Genomic DNA, 19,121 nt, shown 5'->3' on the forward strand with positions numbered 1-19,121 from the left:
AAACCCCAGCTCAGCACCGTGGTGCGAATCCGGATGCAGAGCAAAGCATCGGGAGGGCCGGGAGCGGACGCCACGCAGGAGGTGACCCTCAGTAACGAAGGGGGATATTACTCACCGTAATAGCCTCCGGAGCGCGGCGCCCCGGCACGCATCTCGCCGACTCGCGCGACACGCGGGCGGCGGGCGGCGGGCGGCGGGCGGCGGGCGGCGGGCGGCGGGCGGCGACGGGGTTGGTGGCGGGGCGGCGGCCTCAGCGGGCCAGGGCGGCCAGATGGTGCAGGGCCAGGCGGTAGCCGTCGACGCCGAGGCCGCAGATCACCCCGGTCGCCACCGCCGACACCACGGAGTGGTGCCGGAACTCCTCGCGGGCGTGGATGTTGGAGATGTGCACCTCGACCAGCGGCCCGCGCAGCATGGCGCAGGCGTCCCGGACCGCGTACGAGTAGTGCGACCAGGCGGCGGGGTTGAGCACCACGGCGGCGCCCTCGTCGGCGGCGGCGTGCAGCCAGCCCAGCAGTTCGTGCTCGGCGTCGGTCTGCCGCACCGTCACGTCCAGGCCGAGTTCCCGCCCGGTCGACTCGCAGAACGTCACCAGGTCCGCGTAGCTGGTCGCCCCGTAGACGTCCGGCTGGCGGGTGCCGAGCCGGCCGAGGTTCGGGCCGTTCAGCACGTGGACCCTCACGCGGCCACCTCGCGGTAGGCCGCCTCCAGCAGCTCGTCGTCCGGGCCCTCCAGGATCGCCGGCCGGGCCAGCCCGTCCAGCACGACGAAACGCAGCTGGCTGCCCCGGGTCTTCTTGTCCACCCGCATCGCGGCGAGCAGTTCGGGCCAGGCCTGGGCGGGATAGCTGGTCGGCAGGCCGAGCGCCGCCATGGCCGTCCGGTGCCGCTCGGCGGTGGGGGCGTCCAGCCGTCCGGCCAGCCGCGCCAACTCACCGGCGTAGACGACGCCGACCGACACCGCGTGGCCGTGCCGCCAGCGGTAGCCCTCCGCCTTTTCGATCGCGTGGGCCAGGGTGTGGCCGTAGTTGAGCACCTCCCGCACGCCCGACTCGCGCAGGTCGCCCGAGACCACGTGGGACTTCACCCGGATCGCCCGCTCGATCAGCTCGCGGGTCACCGGTCCGGTCGGGTCGGTGGCCGCCGCCCGGTCCCGCTCCACCAGGTCGAGAATCGCCGGGTCGGCGATGAAGCCGCACTTGACCACCTCGGCCAGGCCGGCGGCGAGGTCGACCTGCGGGAGGCTGTCCAGCGTCGCCAGGTCGGCGAGGACGCCGACCGGCGGGTGGAACGCCCCGACCAGGTTCTTGCCGGCGGCGGTGTTGATCCCGGTCTTGCCGCCCACCGCCGCGTCGACCATGCCCAGCAGCGAGGTCGCCACCGGCACCCAGCGCACCCCGCGCAGCCAGCAGGCCGCGACGAAGCCGGCCAGGTCGGTCATCGCGCCGCCACCGACGCCCACCACCGCGTCGGTACGGGTGAAACCCGCCTCGCCCAGCCGGTCCCAGCAGGTCGCCGCGACGTCGATGCGCTTGCCCGCCTCGGCGTCCGGCACCTCGATCAGCAGCGGTGCGACGCCGGCGGCGCGCAGCCGCCCGCCGATCGCGTCGGCCAACTCCCTGAGCGGGTGCGCGTGCAGCACCGCCACCCGGGTCGCGTCCGGCAGCAGCCCGGGCAGCGCGTCGAGCAGGTCGCGTCCCACCAGCACGTCGTACGGGCGCTCGCCGCCGACCGGGATCCGGGTCACCTCGTCCATCGCCGGCAGCCTAGTCCAGCCGCCCGGTCCCGGGCGGGAACTGTCCACTTCGTGGCCACCCGCTCGCGCCGGCCCGCCGTCCTCGCGTCCGCCCGCTTCGCCCTCGTGGCCCGCCGAGGGAGCATGGGCCGACCCCGTCGGCGACCGGGTCACCCGGGCACCCGTACGGCCCAGGCGGCCAACCGGCGGGCGTGCTCGGCGACCTCGTCGCGCAGGGCGTCGGGACGCAGCACGGTGAACGGGCAGCCCAGCCCGGCGAGCAGCTGGGCCATCCCGCCCAGGCTCTCCGCGCGGGCACGCAGCAGCACGCCGTCGGCGGTCGCGCTCAGCTCGGCCACGCTGGGCGGGAGGCGGCGTCGGGCGGCGGCCAGGTCGGTCTCCAGCAGCACCTCGACGTCGTGGGCGTACGGCACGCGGGCCAGCGAGCGGGTCACCCGGGCCACCGGGTCGAAGCCGTCGGGGACGGTGAAGGTCTCCTCCCCCGGCTCCACCTCCCCGATCCGGTCCAGTCGGAACGTGCGTACCTCCCCGCGCAGGTGGTCGTGACCGGTGACGTACCACCGGCCGGCGTGGAAGACCAGCCCGTACGGGTCCAGCTCGCGGCGGGTCGCCGCGCCGGAGAAGGAGCGGTGGTCCAGCCGTACCCGGCGCCGGTGCCGGGCCGCGTCGGCGAGGGTGAGCAGCGTCGCGGTCGCCGGCCGGGCCTGCGGGACCGACCGGCGCAGGGTGAAGTCGAGGTGCTCCTGCACCGCGGCGAGGCGGTCACCGAGCGTGGGCGGGAGTACCCGACGGATCTTCGCCAGCGCGGTCGCGGTCGCCGGCTCCGCGGTGCCCAGCCCGAGCCGCTCGGCGGCGACCAGTCCGAGCAGCACGGCGACGGCCTCGTCGTCGGTGAGCATCAGCGGCGGCAGTTTGTAGCCGGGGCGCAGCCGGTAACCGCCGTGGCGGCCCCGCTCGGCGGTCACCGGGACGCCCAGCTCCGCCAGGGTCGCGGCGTAGCGGCGCACCGTGCGCCCGTCCACCCCCAGCCGGCGGGCCAGTTCCGCGCCGGTGAGGCGGTGATGGCTCTGGAGCAGTTCGAGCATGCCGAGCACCCGGGCGGCGGGATGTGCCACGGGTCACTCCTCGAAAGCGGGCGGAAAGCGTCCGGTTTCGATCGTACGGTGGTCCCGGACGACGAGAGAGGGAGGTCGCGGATGGCGACGTTCGTGCTGGTTCCGGGTTTCTGGCTGGGCGGTTGGGCGTGGCGCGAGGTGACCGTCGCGCTGCGCGGGCGGGGCCACGAGGTCCACCCGGTGACGCTGACCGGGGTGGCCGAGCGCGCCCACCTCGCCGGCCCGGAGGTGGGGCTGGAGACGCACACCACCGACATCGTCCGGTTGATCGAGGTGGAGGACCTGCACGACGTGGTGCTGGTCGGGCACTCCGGCGGCGGGCTGCCGGTGACCCAGGCGGCGGACCGCGTCCCGGAACGGATCGCCCGGGTGGTCTACGTGGAGAGTGGGCCGATGCCGGACGGCATGTCGCAGTTCGACAGCAACCCGCCGGAGGAGCAGGAGCGGCTGCGCGCCGAGATCGGCGACGGGCACCTGCTGCCGCCGCCCGCGTTCGATCCAACGGAGGACCCGGAGAACCTGGCCGGGCTGGATTCCGCCGCGCTCGCGCTGCTGCGCCGGCGCGCCACCGCCCACCCGCTGCGCGCCGCCACCGACCCGGTGCGCCGCACCGGCGGGGGCGCGGTGCCGACTGCCCTGGTCGCCAGCACCTTCCCGCTCGAGGTGGTCGAGGGCATGATCGCGCAGGGCCACCCGTTCTTCGCCGGGCTGGCCGGCGGCCAGCTGCACGCGCTGCCCACCGGGCACTGGCCCATGCTCAGCGAGCCGGCGGGCCTGACCGACGTGCTCGACCGCATCGTCCGCGACTGACGGCCCCCGGGCACCGCCACACCCGCGCATGCGGCATGCGGCGGCCGGACCGGACCGGACCGGGCACGTGGCCCGCTGCGGCCCGCAGCGGGAGCGCGGCGGCTCAGCGCTTGAGGAGCGCGGCGACCTCGGCGGCGATCTCCGCCGGGGAGCGCCCGTCGGTGACGACCGTCGCGGTGGCCACCTCGGCGTAGAGGGGGCGGCGCTGATCCAGCAGGTACTTCAGCGTCGCCCGGGGGTTGATCGCCAGCAGTGGGCGCCCCATGCCGAGCCCGACCCGCTTCACCGCGTCGGACAGCTCGACGGAGAGGTGGACCACGGGGTGCCCGACCAGGGCCGCGCGGTTCTCCTCGGCGAGGACCGCGCCACCGCCGAGGGCGAGCACGCCCTCGCACGAGGCCAGCCCCGCCGCCACCGCCGCCCGTTCGAGGGTACGGAAGTGGTCCTCGCCCTCGTCGATGAAGATCTCGGGGATCGGCTTGCCGGCCAGCTGGACGATGTCCAGGTCGGTGTCGCGGAACTCCACGCCGAGCAGCTCCGCCAACGCCAGCCCGACCGTGGTCTTGCCGGAGCCGGGCGCCCCGACGAGCACGCAGACCGGCGCCATCAGCGGCACCGCCGGCCGGCTGTGCGCCCCGCCCGTCGACCCGCCGCGCGCTCCGCGCTCACCGGATCACCAGCGCGTCGAGGTAGCCGGCCAGGTTGCGGCGGATCTCGGCGACCGAATCGCCGCCGAACTTCTCGGTGGCGGCCTCCGCCAGCACCAGCGCCACCATCGCCTCGGCGACGACGGCGGCGGCGGGCACGGCGCAGACGTCCGAGCGCTGGTTGATCGCGGTGGCCGGCTCGCCGGTGGTGACGTCCACCGTGGCCAGCGCCCGGTTCAGCGACGAGATCGGCTTCATCGCGGCCTTCACCCGCAGCGGCTCGCCGGTGGTGATGCCGCCCTCCAGCCCGCCGGCCCGGTCGGTGACCCGGCGCACGCCGGTGGCGGTGGGGATGATCTCGTCGTGCGCCTCGGAGCCACGGGAGCGCGCCTGCTGCCAGCCGTCGCCGATCTCCACGCCCTTGATTGCCTGGATCGACATCAGGGCGGTCGCGAGCCGGGCGTCGAGCTTGCGGTCCCACTGCACGTGGCTGCCCAGGCCCGGCGGCACCCCGTACGCCAGCACCTCGACCACGCCACCCAGGGTGTCGGCAGCCTTCTTCGCGGCGTCGACCTCGGCGACCATTCGGGCGCTGGCCTCCGGGTCGAGGCAGCGCAGCGGGTCGGCGTCGATGCGGGCGGCGTCGGCGGGCATGGGACGCAGCCCCGGCTTGGCGGCGACCGGACCCAGCTCCACCACGTGCGAGACGATCTCGATGCCGAGGGCCTGCCGGAGCAGCGCCTTGGCGACCGTGCCGACGGCGACCCGGGCGGCGGTCTCCCGCGCGCTGGCCCGTTCCAGGATCGGCCGGGCGTCGGTGTGGCCGTACTTCTGCATGCCGGCCAGGTCGGCGTGCCCCGGACGGGGGCGGGTGAGCGGCGCGTTGCGGGCCTGGCTGGCCAGCTCCTCCGCGTCGACCGGGTCGGCGGCCATCACGGTGCGCCACTTGGGCCACTCGGAGTTGCCGACGCGGATCGCGACCGGGCTGCCGAGCGTCACCCCGTGCCGGAGCCCGCCGATGACTTCGACCTCGTCCTGCTCGAACGACATCCGCGCGCCCCGGCCGTAGCCGAGCCGCCGCCGGGCCAGCTCACCGGCGATCTCCCCGGTGGTGACCTCGACGCCGGCGGGCACGCCCTCGAGCATCGCGACGAGGGCGGGACCGTGCGATTCCCCTGCAGTCAACCAGCGCAACACAGCGGTCAGTCTGTCACGCCCGGTGCCCGCTGCCGTGCGGTGCCCGCCGCGTCCCGCCCTGCGGACGCGGCGCGGCACCGGCGCGACCGCCGGGTGGCCCGGCTCCCGGGCACACCCGCCGCTAGGACCCGTGCCGCCCCGGGGCCGGGCCAGGCCGCACCCGTGGGCGGTCCCGGGCGGCGCGGGGTGACTCGTACCGGCCTCAGCTTCCATCCGCTCGGGCCTGTCACCTCCGATAGCGCTGTGCCACTGCCGCGAAGGCGGCCTTGGGCTCCCATTCCATGTCCGGATAGGTCTGCCCACGGCGCCCTTCGAGCAGTCTGACGATGCCCAGGCCGGCCCGGTCCAGGTCGTCCCTGGGGTCGCCGTCCGGGCGGTGCGGGTAGCCAGGCAAGGCGAACAGGAACACGAACGCGCTGTCCACGCCCTCGGTCTCGAAGATCTCCAGGAGCTCGCTCAGATAGGTGGCCTGGCCGGCCTCGTCACGCTCGTACACGCCGTTCAGCCGTACCGGGGCCCTGGTCTCCGGGTCGTACTCGACCACCTCCAGCACTCGCCCACCACGGTCTCCCGCGCCGCGGTAGGCCGCGGTGCCGAATCCGGTGATGGCGAGCGGCTTCGGGCCCTGGGCCAGGGTGCGCACCGCGTCCCGGAACCGGTCGGCGACCTCGGCGGAGCGGATCAGCTCGAACGCCACGATGTCGAAGGGGGTCCAGTCGACCTGCTCGAACTGGATGGCTGCGTAGGTGAGCCTGCCCTGGAAGCGGGGACGGACCGTGGCCACGGCCTCGCGGAGGAATGCGTTGATGCGCGCGCCGAGTTCGCGGATGGCTTCGGCCCGCCGTTCGGGTTGACTCATCAACTGCCCGACCCGATCCTCGGGGCTCTCTCCGGGCAGGAACCCGCGGTTCATCACGCTCAGCTCGACGCCTGCGACGAACACGACCGTGGCCCCCTGCTGCCGGAGCCGTTCCGCCCGCTCGGCGCAGTCGCCGAAGAGCGTGAGGATCTGCTGCGGATCCAGCTCCAGCGGATAGGGCGAGAACCAGACCTCCAGGCCGAGCTCGGCGGCGGCACCGGCGGCCAGTTCCAGTCGCTCCGGGTCGCCCCCGATGATCTGGACCGCGTTGCAGTGCAGGTCGTCGCGGATGATGGCGAGCTCGCGCCGGACCACCGCTAGGTCGAAGTGCTCGCGGGCGTTCTGGCCGTGCACGACGAATCCGGTGTCGTAGGTCATTCCTCTTGCCCGCATGGTGGCGTCGGTGCGGGTCGAGGACATCGCCGAGGCGGCCGGGGTCTCGCCGCGCACCTACAACAACTACTTTGCCAGCCGCGAGCAGGCGATCGTCTCCGCCGTCACCGCGGACCGGGAGGCGCGGATCGCGGCGGCGGTCACGGCCCGGCCCGCGGGAGCGCGCCTGGCCGACGCCGTCACCGAAGCAGTGGTCGAGCAGTACGCGAACACCGGCGAGCGTGAACAGCAGGCGCTGCTGCTGATCACCACCCGGACCGCGCTGCGCGACGCGTTCCTCGACACCACCACCGGCATCGAGCCCCCTCTCACGGCAGCGATCGCCGAACGCCTGGGTGACGCCGGAGCGCACACAGCCCGCGTTCTCGCGGCAAGCGTGGCCGCGGCGGTCCGCATCGCACTGGAAGGCTGGCTCCAGCCGGCCGGAAACGCAGGGGCCGCCGAGGGCCTCGCCGCCGGAGGACTGGTCGTGCCCTCCGGCTCACTGCCCGACCAGCTCCGCGCGGCGCTGGCCCCGCTCGCGCCGGCGTTCGACGCCGCCGAACGACGCACCCAGCCCTGAACGCCCGCTCAGATGCCCCGGCCGCGCTTGTGCAGGGTACGCAGCACCGCGTCGGCGCGGACCATCCGCCCGGCCACGGCGAGGGCCAGGTACGCCCTCGGCTCGCGCGGGTTGCGCCGGATGGTGTGCCGGGCCCAACGCATCGCGCCCCGCCGGTCGCCGGAGGCGGCACGGGCGAAGGCGATCTGCCCGGTGACCCGCGCCTCGCCGGCCGGCTGGGTGCCGAACTCGGGGTAGCGCTCCAGCAGCCACTGCAACGCCTCGGAGATGGTGTCCCAGCGCTGCGCGAAGTAGGACCGCTTGTGCCAGCGCACCAGCACGTACGGCGTGCGCAGGTTGACCAGCGGCGCGCTGCGGGCGGCCCGGAGCAGGAACTCGTAGTCCTCCGCGTAGCTGCCCGGGATCTCCTCGTCGACCAGCCCGAACCCGTCGCGCAGCGCGGCGGCGCGGATCAGGAAGGTCGACGGGTGCAGCTCCGTCATCCGGTCCCGCAGCAGGTCGGCCAGGGTGACCGAGTCCTTCGGCAGCGCCCGGTCGACGGTGTGCCCGTCGTAGCTGACCCGGATGCCGCAGCTGACGAACTCCGCGTCGGGGTGGGCGGCGAGCGCCTCGACCTGGGCGCGCAGCTTGCCGGGCAGCCACTCGTCGTCGTCGTCGCAGAACGCCACGAGTTCGCCGGTGGCGGCCAGGACGCCGGAGTTGCGGGCGCCGGCCAGGCCGGGGGCGCGCCCGTTGCGGATCACCCGGACCAGCCGGTCCGGGCGGGACAGCTCGGCGAGGGAGGCGTCCGGCTCGGACTGGTCGTAGACCACCACCACCTCGATCGGGCCGGGGTGGTCCTGGTCGAGGATGGCACGCACGGCGGCCCGGAGCAGCTCCGGGCGGTCCCGGGTGGGGACCACCGCGCTCACGCTCGGGTGTTCGGTCATCGCCGCTCTCCGTTCCGGCCCGGCCGTGCCCACGGCCGCCACCTCGTCCGCTGCCGTCGTCCGGTCGACGCGGCCACCAGGTCCTCCACGATCCGTCCCACCTGCTCGACCGCCGCGCGGCGCGCCCGGGACGCGTCCGGGTCGGCCGCGACGGCGAACCGCGACGGGTCGGCGAGGCCGGCGGTGAGCGCCTCGAACAGCGCCTCCCGGGTCTCGGCGAGCGCCACCATGCCGGCCGCGCCCAGTCGGCGGGCGAACAACTGCTGGTGGTCGTCGACGTGTTCGCCCCGGGTGGGGTCCCGTGGGACGACGATCGGTAGGTGACCGTGCCGGCGGGCCTCCAGGATGGTGGCCGGGCCGCCGTGGCAGACCACGAGGTCGGCCTCGGCCATCGCGGTCTGCAGCTCGTCGTGGCCGAGGAAGGGCATCGCCCCGGGCACCCCGGGGGCCCGGGTGTGTCCGTGCTGAACGGTCAGCCCGACGTCCTCGGCGACGGCGGGGTGCCACTCCTCCAGCCAGCCGGCCAGGCGGTCGAACGGATGCTTGTCGGTGCCGACGGCGACCAGCAGCCGGGCCCGGACGAGGTCGCCGGGGTCGCGCGGCCGGGGCACCCGGTTGGCGTTCGCCGCCCGGGGACGGCCAGGGGCGACGCGGTGCGCGGGGGCGGTTCCGGTGCTCTCGGCGCTCACAGCAGGGTCCCCACGACGGTGGCCTCCGGGTACTGCCGGCGCTGCTCGTCCCACTGCACGAGCATCGCGGAGAGGAACGGCCGGCAGAGCCGGGCGGTCAGGGTCGGGGTGTCGATGCGGTCGTACACCTCGATGTAGACGGTCGGCACGCGCCGGAGCCGGGCCAGCACCACGAACGGGACGGCCACCCCGGCGCCGGTGGTCACCACCGCGGCGACCCGGCGCGACCGCAGCACCCGCCAGGCGAGGACGGCGTTGCGCAGCAGGTTCGGCACGTTGCGGGTGGTCGGGTGGTGCGCCGGGACGAGTTCCTCGCCGGCCAGCAGCGAGAGCGCCTCGGGTGTGTCGAAGGTGACCCAGCACCGCCGCCAGCGTTCGTACCACGGGCGCAGGGCGAGCAGTTGGGCCAGGTGGCCGCCGCTGGAGCCCACCAGGAGCAGGACTCCGGGCTCGCCGGCATCCTCGGTCGTCGTTTCCACGCGACTCCCCACAAGTTCGCTTGGATGTTCGGTGGTCGCCACGCGACAGCAGATCACACGTCCCCCGGCTGGTGAAATAGGGCGACCGGGCGACAGGTCGATCTCCGCGGGTGGCGGATCGGGTGCGCCGCGGCGACCATCGACATCGACGATCGTCACGACCTGGAGCTTCGTCGTCACTATCCGGAGTCGGCGGTGCCTCGCAGGCTCCGGCGATTTCGGTGGATCAGCCGCTATGTCGTTTCTCGACGACGTCCAGCAGGGCGGGATGCAGTGCGGCGTTCCAGCCCGCGCCGGCATCGGCGAGGCGCCAGGTGCGCAGCCACATCTCCAGCAGGTAGGCGTCGGCCACCAACAGCCGGGCCGCCGGTGCGAGCCCGAGGTCGGCGCCGTACCGGTCGAGGTGGGCGTCGACGGCCCGCGCCGCCGCCGAGGCCGGCTCGCCCCGCAGCACCAGGGCCCGCTGGAACCCGTCGTGCGCCAGGTCGAAGCCGAGCGGCACGTCCGGCCCGCTGTGCTCCCAGTCCCAGGCGACGAGGCGGCCGGCGTGGACGCCGAGGTTCCACGGCACCCAGTCGCCGTGCCAGTGCCCGAACTCGACGGCCGTGTCGCCGTGCCGGCCGGCCAGGGCGGCGACGGCGGCGACCGCCCGGGCTCCGTCCGGCGTGCCGGCGGCGGCGCGGGCGGCCCCGGCGGCGAGCCGGGCCAGGAACGCCGACCCGGCCACGGGGCGCGGTGGCGCCGGCGGGCGGCCCCGGCGGGCCACGGCCAGCAGCGCCGCGATCCGCGGCGGTTCGCCGGCCGACACCCCCCGCACGGCCGGTGGCAGCGGCTCGACCAGCGCGACCACCTGCCCGGCGGCCGCCGTCTCGGCGAGCAGCCGGGGCGCCGCCGGATGGTCGGGCACGCCGGTCACCGTCGGCAACTCGCGCAGGGCCGCCGCCTCGGCGGTCACCAGCGCCCGGGTGGCCCCGTTCCAGCCGATCTTCGCGTAGCCGAGGGCCCGGCCGTCCGGGCCGAACAGTTGCAGGGTGGGCTTGTGGTTCGGGTCCGGCGGGCGTACCCCGCAGGCCGCGTAGACCGACGGCGCGCCGAGCGCGGCGCCCAACCGCCCGGCCAGCAGCGCCTCGTCGGCCGCCACCCGCTCGGGCAGCGACACCGTCAGCCGGGGGAACGGGGCCAGGTCGACCGCGCCGACCCGCGCCAGCACCCCGAGCCCGGCCCGCACCGCCCGCACCTTCGGCGGACGCAGCGCGTTGTACGCCAGCAGCGAGGCGGCCGTGGCCCGGGGCGCGCCGAGCGGTAGCAGGAACCGGGCCCGGGCGAGCGACGGGACGACCGCGTACCGGGCGACGGCGCGGTGCCCGGGCGGCGGCGGGGCGCCCACGGTCAGGGCGATCCGCTCGTCGCCGAACACGGCCCGGGTGACCCAGCCCAGCCCGTCGGTACGCGAGCGGGGGTCGGCGGCGGTGGCCCGCGCCGTCACGGGGCCCGGTCCGGCCAGTCGAGCTCCAGCCCCAACCGCTGCCGCAACGCGTCGTTGTACGGGCGGTAGTACTCGGTCAGCTCGGCACGCACGGCCGGCTCCAGCGGCGCCGAGCGACGGTCGTTGTAGACCTTGAAGTCGGGCAGGTCGTGCGGGGGCAGGCCGAGGAAGTCCAGCGTCCGGCGGTAGGTCGACCGGGCGTCGCGGTAGAGGTCCTCGCTGGGCAGGAAGAGGATCTGCTCCCGGTCGAACCGCTCCAGCCACGGCTCCAGGTGCTCCAGGTAGCGGCCCCGGGCCCGGTAGGTGTACCAGTCGTACGGCTCGCTGAAGTACTCCGGCTCGGCGATCAGCCGCTCCCGCTCCCCCGCCGTACGCTCCTGCTCGGCGGCCAGCGCGGCGGCGAAGTCGAGCGGCTCGATGCCGTGCGTCCGGCGCTCCTTCCAGTGCGAGTACGCCCGCTCCACCGGGTCGCGCAGCAGCACGATCAGCCGCACCGACGGCATCAGCGCCGCGACCCGCTGCGCCGCGAGGGGGTGGAACATGTACAGCGGCGCCGCCTCGCCGACGCGCACCGGCCCGCCGTGCCGCTTCTCCAGCGCCTCGCGGTGGCGCTGCGTCGGGAAGTGCGAGCGGTACCAGGCCTCGCCGCGGCGCCAGTGCTCCTCGAAGTAGTGCGAGGACTTGGTGTTCCAGGCCGGGAAGAGCCGGGGCACCAGCGGGTGCTGGATCAGGTAGTTCCACAGCGATGTGGTGCCGCCCCGCTTCGTGCCGATGATGAGGAAGTCCGGCAGCGGTCGCCGGTCGCTGGTCCGCACCCCGTAGTCGACGAGTGACTCCCGCACCCGCTCCGTCACCTGGGTCGGTACGAGCTGCTTCACCCGGTCTCGGATGGACGGCACGACGGACCTCACCTGCCCTTCGATTCCTCCGGGGCGTGCCCGGTGGCGGCCGGGGCCGCCTCCTGCCGCCCACGGACCTGCACCATGGTCACCCGGATGCGGTGCCGCACCCGGGGCAACGTCAACAAGCCGACGCAGCCGGCGGCCAGCACGCCCAGGGCCACGGCCAGGCCGCCGATCCCCCGGCCCCCGGCCAGCACCCCGACCGCCGCGGCGGCCCCGACCCCGGCGACGGTGGCCGCCCCGGCCCGCAGCATCGCCGCGTCGACCAGCGGCTGGCCGACCACGACCCGGGCGCAGACGACCGCCGTGACGTTCTCGGTGGCGATGCCGAGCGCCCAGGCCAGCGCCGCCCCGGTCGCGCCGTGCGCCGGGATCAGCCAGAGACCGAGGGAGACGGTGACCAGCAGCCCGGCCAGCGTGGCGGCCAGGTGCAGCCCGCTGCGCCCGCCCATCAGCAGCAGGCTCTGCACGTTGCCGACCCCGGTGTTGACCAGCATGGCCAGCGCGAGCACGGTCATCGCGGTGGCGCCGGCGGTGAACTCGGGCCCGAAGAGCTGGAGGAAGGCCAGCCCGAAGACCGCGAGCAGCAGGTAGACCGGCCAGGACAGCACCAGCCCCCACGTCGTCAACTGCCGGTGCACGGCCGCCGCCGCGGCCCGGTCCCCGCGCCCGAGCAGCCGGGACAGTTGCGGCGACACCGCCACCCGCAGCCCCTGCATGGCCAGCTGGCCGGCGAGGATGTAGCGCCCGACGGCGCCGAACACGCCGGCGTCGGCCGGCCCGGCGAGCACCGACGTGAGCAGCACGCCCACCCACATGTTGCCGGCGTCGATGGCGGCCGACGCGGCCCGGGGCAGCGCGAAGCGCCAGAACGCCGACCAGTCGGCCGCGGCGGGCCGCAGCGCCGCGCCCCGGCCGACGCCGAGCGGGCCGGCCACCAGCGTCAGGCAGGCCAGCAGGGCGAGCGCCGCCGGCACCAGCCAGCCGGTCATGCCGGCCAGCAGGCCCCCACCGGCCAGGGCCGCCGCGCCGACCAGCACGGGCCGGGCCACCGGCAGCAGGAAGAACTGCACCCCGACGTACGCCCGGATCGGGCGCACGCAGCGCAGCGCGGCGAGCAGCAGCGTCATCGCCACCACCACCGGCACCGCGGCGAAGCTGGCCGTCAGCAGGGCCGCGCCGTCGACGCCGGAGCCGCCGAGCAGGCGCGGGGCGAGCGCGTCGGCGGCGAGCATCCCGCCCACGGCGACGGCGACCGCGACCAGCAGCGGTGGGAGCAGCGCCACCGGGAGCACCCGGGCGGCGTCGCCGCGCGCGCCGAGGCGCCGGCGGGGCAGCGCCCACATCAGCCCGGTCTCCGCGCCGAGGGTGCACACGGCGGTGGCGACGGTGACCACCCCGATCGCGGCGAAGAACGCCCCGGAGCCGACCGTGCCGTAGCCGCGGGTGATGACGACCGCGAGCAGGAAGCCGAAGAGCCCGCTGGTCGCCGCGCCGATCAGCCCGGCGACGCCGCTGCGGACGCTGCGGCGGGTCTCCGTGTCGTCGCCGGACGCCCCTGCGGTGCCGGAGGCGGCGTGGGAACCGGGCGACGGGTGGGTGGCGGCGGTCATGCGGGCACCGCTTCCGGGCGCGGGAGACGGGGGCGGTGCGGGCGGGCGGCGGTCTCCCGCTCGGTGAGCGCCATCGCGAAGGCGACCGCGAAGAAGGCGACCGCGAGGTTCTGGTTGGCCATGCCGTAGAAGGGGATCTGCACCAGGCAGACCACCGGCACCACGGCCAGCCACTGCCCGGCGGCGGACGTGGCCCGGGCGCAGATCAGCGCGGCGACCACGAACCACGCGAGGAAGCACAGCAGCGCGGGGACGCCGTGGCTGAACAGCACCATCCACAGCTGCCCCTGGGTGCCGATCGGCGCCTCGGCGCTGACGGTGTCGACGTTCACCGGCGCGCCGTAGCCCAACCAGGGCGACTCCCGCACCCGCCGGATCACCTCCAGGTAGAGGGAGAGCCGGTCGGTGTTGGTGTCGCTGGACTCGACCCGGTTGCCGATCAGCTGGGTGACCGGGATGAACAGGGTGACGAGGCCACCCGTGACCACCACCCCGACGATCGACGCGGCCACCCGCACGTTGCCGCGCAGGGCGGCCCGGACGCCGAGCACCGCCAGCCCGGCGCCGAGGCTGAGGAACATCGCCCGGTTGAGCGTGAGGAAGGCCGGCGCCAACGACAGCGGCAGCGACACCAGCAGCGCCCAGCGCAGCACGCCGCGCCGGCGCAGCATGGTGAAGGCCACGACGCAGGGCAGCGTCATCGCGTACGCGCTGCCGTAGTTGTTGGTGTACGCGAACGGCGCGGCCGGCCGGTAGATCGGGTTCAACGACCGGGCGCTGTACTCCGCGGTGGTGAGGTGGACCATGTCCTGGATGAACGGGGTGTTGGCCACCCCGCTCGGGAGCAGCACCTCCACCGGGGTGGTCAGCGCGAACCGGGGGGCCAGCACGCCCAGCCAGCCCAGCGCGACCAGCCCGAACCAGAAGGCGCAGAGCGGAACGAGGACCGCGACCTGGTCGGGGCGTTCCCGGGTGACCGCGTAGACGTACACGCCCACCACGAGGGCGGTGAGGTAGAAGGCGAGCCGCAGGGCGAACGTCAGCACCGAGGCCGGCGTCTGCAACTGGGTGGCGCTGACCACCACGACGGCCAGGAACAGCAGCCAGATCCCGGCGGCCGGGGGCAACGGCACCCGGCCCCGGATGAACAGCAGCGCGAACAGCAGCGCCCCGAGCAGGGGCCACCCGAGGTAGAACGCGCCGGCCAGCCACCACACGGGCACCATGCCGAACATCAACGCCAGCGGCCAGAGCGGCAACCGTGGCGGGGGCGGCGGCTGCGGCAGCGGCGCGGCGGCGCCCGGGCCGCCGCCCGGCTCGGTCGTCGCCGGCGCGCGGGTGACCGGCACGGATCAGCCCCGGCCGCTGCGCGTCAACACGAAGCCGAGCGGGGTGACCCCGGCGGCGCGCAGCCGCTCCACGAGACGGCGCAGGTCGCCCTGCCGGGTGCGGTCCTGTTCGACCACCACGACCGCGGTGCCCTGCCGGGCGACGGCAACCCCGCGCTCGTCGGACTCCGCCGGGGGCGCGTTGAACAGCACCAGGGTGTGGTCGGCGCCCTGCCGCCAGGTGCCGAACCGGACGCTGCCCGCGCCCACGGTCACCGGGTCGGTGCTCGTCACCTTGCCGTTCCCGCCGGGCGCCGTCGAGGTGACCCGGGGCAGGGTCAGCGTGGCGTCCGGGTCGGTGGACGGGCGGGCGCCGATCGGATGCGGCGACGGGCGACGGGCCGCCGCCGGCTCCGGGGTGCCACCGCTCTTGCCGTCCGTCGTCGAGCCGGCCGGCCGGGGCTTCGGGACGAGCGGGCGGGACGGGTCCGCCGTGGCGGGCAGCCGCTCCCGGTCGGCGAGCACGGTGGTGCGCAGCCGGTCGGCGCGCCCGCTGTCGTCGGCGACGAAGACCTCCCGGCCGACGGCCGCCAGCGCCACCGCCAGCCCGGCGGTGATGGCCGTGGGGTCCTCCTCGCGGGCGGTCAGCAGCGACACCCGCGCGGGCTGGCGCACCCGCTCGGCGATGGCCATCGCCACGTACCGGATGTCGGCGTCGACCGCCTCCTTGCCGCCGCGCCACCGGCGGCTGCGGACCGTGCCGAGCAGCGCCAGCCCGGTGGCGTCCCGGCCGTCGTCGACCGACCGGATCCGCCGGTCCATCGACTCCCAGGCGTACGCCAGCACCACGCCGAGCAGCGTCCCGCCGAGCAGGCCGGCGAGCAGGTAGAGCGGGCGGTTGCCGGCGGTGGAGGCCAGGGCCCGCTCGGCGGTCTGGGTGACCCAGCCGGGGTTGACGTCGACGGCGGCGATCTCGGTGCGCGCGGCGTTGAGCTGGGTGAGCTGGTTGTTGATCCCGGTCAGCTCGGTCACCGCGGCGTCGACGGCGCCCTCCCGGGCGTTGTTGACGCGCTTCTGGAGGGCGGCCTGCTGGGCGGCGACCTTGGCGATGCTCTCGTCGTACGAGCGCAGCATCTCCTCGCGCTGCTTCTCGTACATCGTGCGGCGCACGTCGAGGTAGGCCCGGGCGGCGAGGTTGACGCCCTCGACCGCCTGCTCGGCGGTGGGGGCCTGGTAGACGAAGCGCAGGATCTGCCCGCCGGTGGGCACCTCGACCTCCAGCGCGTCGCGTACCTCGCGCGGGTCCAGGTCCCCCGAGTCGGCCAGCCGCTGCACCACGTCGGTGCCCGTGGCGATGCCGCTCTCCACGTTCATGTTCACCGCCCGGTCGGCGGCGGCGCCGCTGGGCGTGAACGCGTCGGTGACGACGGGGCGGACCGCCACGACCGCGCTGGCGGTCACGGCGGCCGGTACGAGCACCACGTAGCCGAGCGCGGCGAGCAGGCCGATCGCGGCGACGGCCCCGACGAGCCGGATCCGGTGCAGCGGAACGCGCAGCAGGTCGGTCAGCGTGACGGTGCGGCCCGGTGTGCCGCCGCCGGCGGGGACGTCCGTGGGCCAGGTACCGGGGGAAGCGTCAGTCATGGAACTTCTTCACCGTCTGTTGTGGATTTCCAGCGACCACGACCCGCGGCGGCACGTCCGTACGGACCACCGTGGCGGCGCCCACGACACTGTCCCGGCCGATCCGCACGCCCTTCATCACCAGGGCGTGCGCCCCGATCCACACGTTGTCCTCGACCGTGATCGGGGCGCGGGTGGCCGGGACGGGCGGGTCGTGCCGCTGTTCGGGGGGCAGGTTGTGGAAGTCGTTGTCCAGCAGCTCGCAGTCCGAGAGCAGGCACCGGTCGCCGATCGTCACCGACGTCCAGGTGCCGATCCAGGTGGCGTTCAACAGGCAGTCGGCACCGACCCGCACCTCGCCGGGACCGGCGAAGCGGACCAGCTTGTTGATCCGGGTGCGGTCACCGATGCTCACCCGTACGCCCCGGCGCAACCGGATCCGGCCGCGGATCTCCACGCCCCGACCCAGCGTCAGTCGGGGATAGCGCAGCGTGTACCAGCCGCGCTTGACCGCGAAGACGACCCGCACCGCGAGCCCTCTGCGGTTGCCACCCGCGCCGACCAACGACCCTCCCCACGTCGTGCGGGCCGGCGACGGCTGATCCGTCGCCGGCCCAACGTGAACAATCTACCGATGTTCCGTTACGAACAGTCGACCGTCACTGCACGGAGAAGAAGGTCGACGGCGTTGACCACGTCACGCCGGCGGTCGCCGGGACCACCGTCGCCGCCGTTCCGTCGACCGCCGGGGCGGCCGTCGGGTCGAACGGCACGCTGCGCAGCGTTCCGTCGGTGGCACCGTACACGACCCGGCCGGCGACCCAGGCCATGCCCCGCACGGCCGACCAGGTCACCCCCGTGGTGGGCAGGGTGAACTCGGTGGCGCCGAGGTAGTTGCCGTCGATCTCGAAGTAGCGGTAGTAGAGACCGTTGGCGCCCGAGCGGGTGTAGTAGAGGCGCCCGTCGAGGTAGAAGGCGCCGGTCATCAGCGCCGGGTTGAACCAGTCGTTGTAGCCGGACGCCTCCCACGGCGCGCCGATCGCGCCGCCGTTGAACAGCGAGATGTCGATCCGGCTGCCGGTGGGGGTACCGGCGACGGTGTGCGACCAGTAGATCCGGTCGGCCACCCGCCAGGTCGCGCCGGCTGCCGTGTAGTTGGGCTGGCTGACCGTGGTCGGGGTGCCCAGGCTGGCGCCGTCGAACGGCACCCTGGCCAGCTCGCCCGCGCCGGTGCCGACGTAGAGGTTGCCGGTGGTCGCGGTCGGCGCGTTCTTCGGGGTGATGGTGCGCCCGCCGGTCAGCGGGAACATCCCGAGCCGGCCGTGGTACTCGTTGCCCATGCCGTCGGAGTTGTGGCCGAAGTAGAGGCCGTCGCTGCCGCGCCAGAGCACCGGCACCGAGGAGCCCCAGTTGCTGGTGCCGGGCGGCATCGTCGCGCTGCCGCTGCGCCGGGGGTTCCAGTTGACCGGCATGCCGGTGGCCGGGGTGACCGCGGCGATGCCGAGCCGGTCGATCGCGCCGTTGCCGGCGGTGTCGCTGGCGTTCGGGTTGTTCAGCCAGCGGAAGTGCCCGCCGAGGTAGATGACGTTGTCGGCCACCTCGACCGAGGTGATGGTGTCGTTGCCGGTGTAGTCGACCCAGGTGCCCAGCTGCCCGGTGCCCCGGGCGGCGGTCTCGAAGCGCACCAGCGCGTCGCAGTACGCGGCCGGCCAGCCTGAGCCGCCGTTGGTGCCGACGACGAACCAGCTGCCGTCGCCGCCGAACTTGACGTCCTGCACGTAGTGCACGAAGGTCGTCGGCGCCGCGCACGGCGGCACGAACTTCTCCGTGCTCCAGTCGAGCACCGTCGGGGTGCCGGTGAGGTCGACCAGCGCCATCTGGTTGCGCGGCAGGTCGTTGACGAGCGTGAAGTTGCCGCCGACGGCCAGAGTGCCGCCGTCCGGGGAGACGTCGAGCGTCCAGACGTACGAGGTGGTCTGGTGGCGCCCGACGGTGGCGTTGACGTTGAAGGTCGGGTCGATGGCGCCGGTCGTGGCGTTGAGCCGGCCGAGGCCGGCGTGCGCGGTGCCGTTGAGCCAGTTGAACGCCCCGGCCACGTAGAGCCAGTTGCCGTGCAGCGCCAGGTCGCGGACGGTGCCGCCGTCGGAGCGGCCGACCCAGCTGTCGACGATGGCGCCCGTGGCGGGGTTGAGCGCCACCAGGTTCTTGCGGGAGACGCCGTTGACGGTCTTGAAGGTGCCACCGACGATCAGCGTGCCGCCGGGCCCGGCGACCAGCGTGTTGACCGCGCCGTCCAGCACCGGCAGGAAGCTGGTCGAGATCGTGCCGCTGGCCCGGTCGTACGCGAAGAGGTAGCGCTGGGTGGTCCACGCCGCGCTGGCGGTCTGCCGGATCTGGGTGAAGCTGCCGCCGACGAACACGGTGGAGCCGACCTGCGCGAAGGCGCGGGTCTCGCCGTCCCTGGCGTGCGGTGTGGCGTCGGCCGGATTGGCCGAGACCAGGGTCGCCGGTTCGGGCGCCGGCACCAGGGCGGCGGAGGTCCCGGTGGGGACGGCCAGCACGGCGGCGGCGGTCACGAGTGCGACCACCCCCGCCCGGGTGCGGAGTCCGGCGGATCGCCGAGAGAGCGGGATGTCGGGCACGCTACGCCTCCATGTCGGGAGAGAACCCGCGTAGCGTGCCTGGTCGACCCAGCCTGGCGATATCCGCCGATTGGGCGGTCACTGCATCAGCA

18 protein-coding genes are annotated in these 19,121 nt (G+C 74.8%); 2 read left to right on the plus strand and 16 right to left on the minus strand.

Going from position 1 to position 19,121, the window contains the following annotated elements; translation table 11 throughout:
- Positions 1-250: 250 nt before the first annotated feature.
- From aroQ to ACFHW0_RS21770, 3 genes are all read right to left on the minus strand, one after another.
- Entirely contained in the window at positions 251-682 is a 432-nt protein-coding gene (gene aroQ, locus ACFHW0_RS21760; RefSeq protein WP_416610341.1) for a type II 3-dehydroquinate dehydratase, read from the minus strand.
- Entirely contained in the window at positions 679-1,755 is a 1,077-nt protein-coding gene (aroB, locus tag ACFHW0_RS21765) for a 3-dehydroquinate synthase (protein ID WP_416610343.1), read from the minus strand. Before aroB ends, aroQ begins: the two co-directional genes overlap by 4 nt.
- A 149-nt stretch (positions 1,756-1,904) precedes the next feature.
- Complete coding sequence (locus ACFHW0_RS21770) at positions 1,905-2,870, minus strand: helix-turn-helix transcriptional regulator (protein ID WP_416610345.1); 966 nt, start codon at positions 2,868-2,870, stop codon at positions 1,905-1,907.
- A gap of 81 nt (positions 2,871-2,951) precedes the next feature.
- Here ACFHW0_RS21770 and ACFHW0_RS21775 point away from each other — a divergent pair, with 81 nt between their 5' ends.
- A complete protein-coding gene (locus ACFHW0_RS21775) occupies positions 2,952-3,680 on the plus strand; it encodes an alpha/beta fold hydrolase (RefSeq protein ID WP_416610347.1) in 729 nt (242 codons plus the stop codon).
- Between the two features lie 103 nt (positions 3,681-3,783).
- Here ACFHW0_RS21775 and ACFHW0_RS21780 read toward each other — a convergent pair whose 3' ends face one another.
- The 3 genes from ACFHW0_RS21780 to ACFHW0_RS21790 form a co-directional block, all read right to left on the minus strand.
- Positions 3,784-4,287, minus strand: a complete 504-nt coding sequence (locus ACFHW0_RS21780; RefSeq protein WP_416610349.1) for a shikimate kinase — start codon at positions 4,285-4,287, stop codon at positions 3,784-3,786.
- Positions 4,288-4,345: 58 nt separating this feature from the next.
- Positions 4,346-5,524 (minus strand): chorismate synthase, encoded by a 1,179-nt coding sequence (gene aroC / locus ACFHW0_RS21785; protein ID WP_416610351.1) that lies wholly within the window; start codon positions 5,522-5,524, stop codon positions 4,346-4,348.
- 226 nt (positions 5,525-5,750) lie between these two features.
- The gene (locus ACFHW0_RS21790) at positions 5,751-6,761 is read right to left on the minus strand and encodes a hypothetical protein (protein ID WP_416610353.1); all 1,011 of its coding nucleotides are present in this window, start codon (positions 6,759-6,761) and stop codon (positions 5,751-5,753) included.
- 13 nt (positions 6,762-6,774) lie between these two features.
- On the opposite strand from ACFHW0_RS21790, the gene ACFHW0_RS21795 reads away from it, so the two are divergent.
- The gene (locus ACFHW0_RS21795; protein ID WP_416610355.1) at positions 6,775-7,338 is read left to right on the plus strand and encodes a TetR/AcrR family transcriptional regulator; all 564 of its coding nucleotides are present in this window, start codon (positions 6,775-6,777) and stop codon (positions 7,336-7,338) included.
- Between the two features lie 8 nt (positions 7,339-7,346).
- On the opposite strand, the gene ACFHW0_RS21800 is transcribed toward ACFHW0_RS21795, so the two are convergent.
- The 10 genes from ACFHW0_RS21800 to ACFHW0_RS21845 form a co-directional block, all read right to left on the minus strand.
- Positions 7,347-8,267 (minus strand): glycosyltransferase family 2 protein, encoded by a 921-nt coding sequence (locus tag ACFHW0_RS21800; protein ID WP_121398853.1) that lies wholly within the window; start codon positions 8,265-8,267, stop codon positions 7,347-7,349.
- Entirely contained in the window at positions 8,264-8,878 is a 615-nt protein-coding gene (locus ACFHW0_RS21805; protein WP_416610428.1) for a glycosyltransferase, read from the minus strand. The genes ACFHW0_RS21800 and ACFHW0_RS21805 overlap by 4 nt, the downstream gene beginning before the upstream one ends.
- A gap of 74 nt (positions 8,879-8,952) precedes the next feature.
- Positions 8,953-9,435, minus strand: a complete 483-nt coding sequence (locus tag ACFHW0_RS21810; protein WP_121395268.1) for a UDP-N-acetylglucosamine--LPS N-acetylglucosamine transferase — start codon at positions 9,433-9,435, stop codon at positions 8,953-8,955.
- Positions 9,436-9,661: 226 nt separating this feature from the next.
- Positions 9,662-10,921 (minus strand): hypothetical protein, encoded by a 1,260-nt coding sequence (locus ACFHW0_RS21815; protein ID WP_416610357.1) that lies wholly within the window; start codon positions 10,919-10,921, stop codon positions 9,662-9,664.
- Positions 10,918-11,820 carry a sulfotransferase domain-containing protein gene (locus ACFHW0_RS21820; protein ID WP_121398854.1) on the minus strand — a complete coding sequence of 301 codons (903 nt, stop codon included), beginning with the start codon at positions 11,818-11,820 and terminating at the stop codon, positions 10,918-10,920. Before ACFHW0_RS21820 ends, ACFHW0_RS21815 begins: the two co-directional genes overlap by 4 nt.
- An 8-nt stretch (positions 11,821-11,828) precedes the next feature.
- Positions 11,829-13,436, minus strand: a complete 1,608-nt coding sequence (locus ACFHW0_RS21825; RefSeq protein ID WP_416610359.1) for a lipopolysaccharide biosynthesis protein — start codon at positions 13,434-13,436, stop codon at positions 11,829-11,831.
- Positions 13,433-14,671: an O-antigen ligase family protein gene (locus ACFHW0_RS21830; RefSeq protein WP_416610430.1), complete on the minus strand. Its 1,239-nt coding sequence runs from the start codon at positions 14,669-14,671 to the stop codon at positions 13,433-13,435. The genes ACFHW0_RS21825 and ACFHW0_RS21830 overlap by 4 nt, the downstream gene beginning before the upstream one ends.
- A gap of 117 nt (positions 14,672-14,788) precedes the next feature.
- The gene (locus ACFHW0_RS21835) at positions 14,789-16,408 is read right to left on the minus strand and encodes a lipopolysaccharide biosynthesis protein (RefSeq protein ID WP_416610361.1); all 1,620 of its coding nucleotides are present in this window, start codon (positions 16,406-16,408) and stop codon (positions 14,789-14,791) included.
- A complete protein-coding gene (locus ACFHW0_RS21840) occupies positions 16,401-16,952 on the minus strand; it encodes an acyltransferase (protein WP_416610363.1) in 552 nt (183 codons plus the stop codon). The genes ACFHW0_RS21835 and ACFHW0_RS21840 overlap by 8 nt, the downstream gene beginning before the upstream one ends.
- A 94-nt stretch (positions 16,953-17,046) precedes the next feature.
- Positions 17,047-18,975, minus strand: coding sequence for a hypothetical protein (locus ACFHW0_RS21845; RefSeq protein ID WP_416610364.1), 1,929 nt, complete (start codon positions 18,973-18,975; stop codon positions 17,047-17,049).
- Positions 18,976-19,121: the final 146 nt, after the last annotated feature.

Origin of the sequence: Micromonospora sp. LOL_025 (assembly GCF_048060285.1) — a bacterium.
Lineage (GTDB): Bacteria > Actinomycetota > Actinomycetes > Mycobacteriales > Micromonosporaceae > Micromonospora.

What these genes read in the sequence shown, in the direction of transcription:
- aroB (WP_416610343.1), bottom strand. Translation starts at nt 1,755, where the DNA reads ATGGACGAGGTGACCCGGATCCCGGTCGGCGGCGAGCGCCCGTACGAC.
- ACFHW0_RS21775 (WP_416610347.1), top strand. Translation starts at nt 2,952, where the DNA reads ATGGCGACGTTCGTGCTGGTTCCGGGTTTCTGGCTGGGCGGTTGGGCG.
- ACFHW0_RS21780 (WP_416610349.1), bottom strand. Translation starts at nt 4,287, where the DNA reads ATGGCGCCGGTCTGCGTGCTCGTCGGGGCGCCCGGCTCCGGCAAGACC.
- ACFHW0_RS21790 (WP_416610353.1), bottom strand. Translation starts at nt 6,761, where the DNA reads ATGACCTACGACACCGGATTCGTCGTGCACGGCCAGAACGCCCGCGAG.
- ACFHW0_RS21795 (WP_416610355.1), top strand. Translation starts at nt 6,775, where the DNA reads ATGGTGGCGTCGGTGCGGGTCGAGGACATCGCCGAGGCGGCCGGGGTC.
- ACFHW0_RS21800 (WP_121398853.1), bottom strand. Translation starts at nt 8,267, where the DNA reads ATGACCGAACACCCGAGCGTGAGCGCGGTGGTCCCCACCCGGGACCGC.
- ACFHW0_RS21825 (WP_416610359.1), bottom strand. Translation starts at nt 13,436, where the DNA reads ATGACCGCCGCCACCCACCCGTCGCCCGGTTCCCACGCCGCCTCCGGC.
- ACFHW0_RS21830 (WP_416610430.1), bottom strand. Translation starts at nt 14,671, where the DNA reads ATGTTCGGCATGGTGCCCGTGTGGTGGCTGGCCGGCGCGTTCTACCTC.
- ACFHW0_RS21835 (WP_416610361.1), bottom strand. Translation starts at nt 16,408, where the DNA reads ATGACTGACGCTTCCCCCGGTACCTGGCCCACGGACGTCCCCGCCGGC.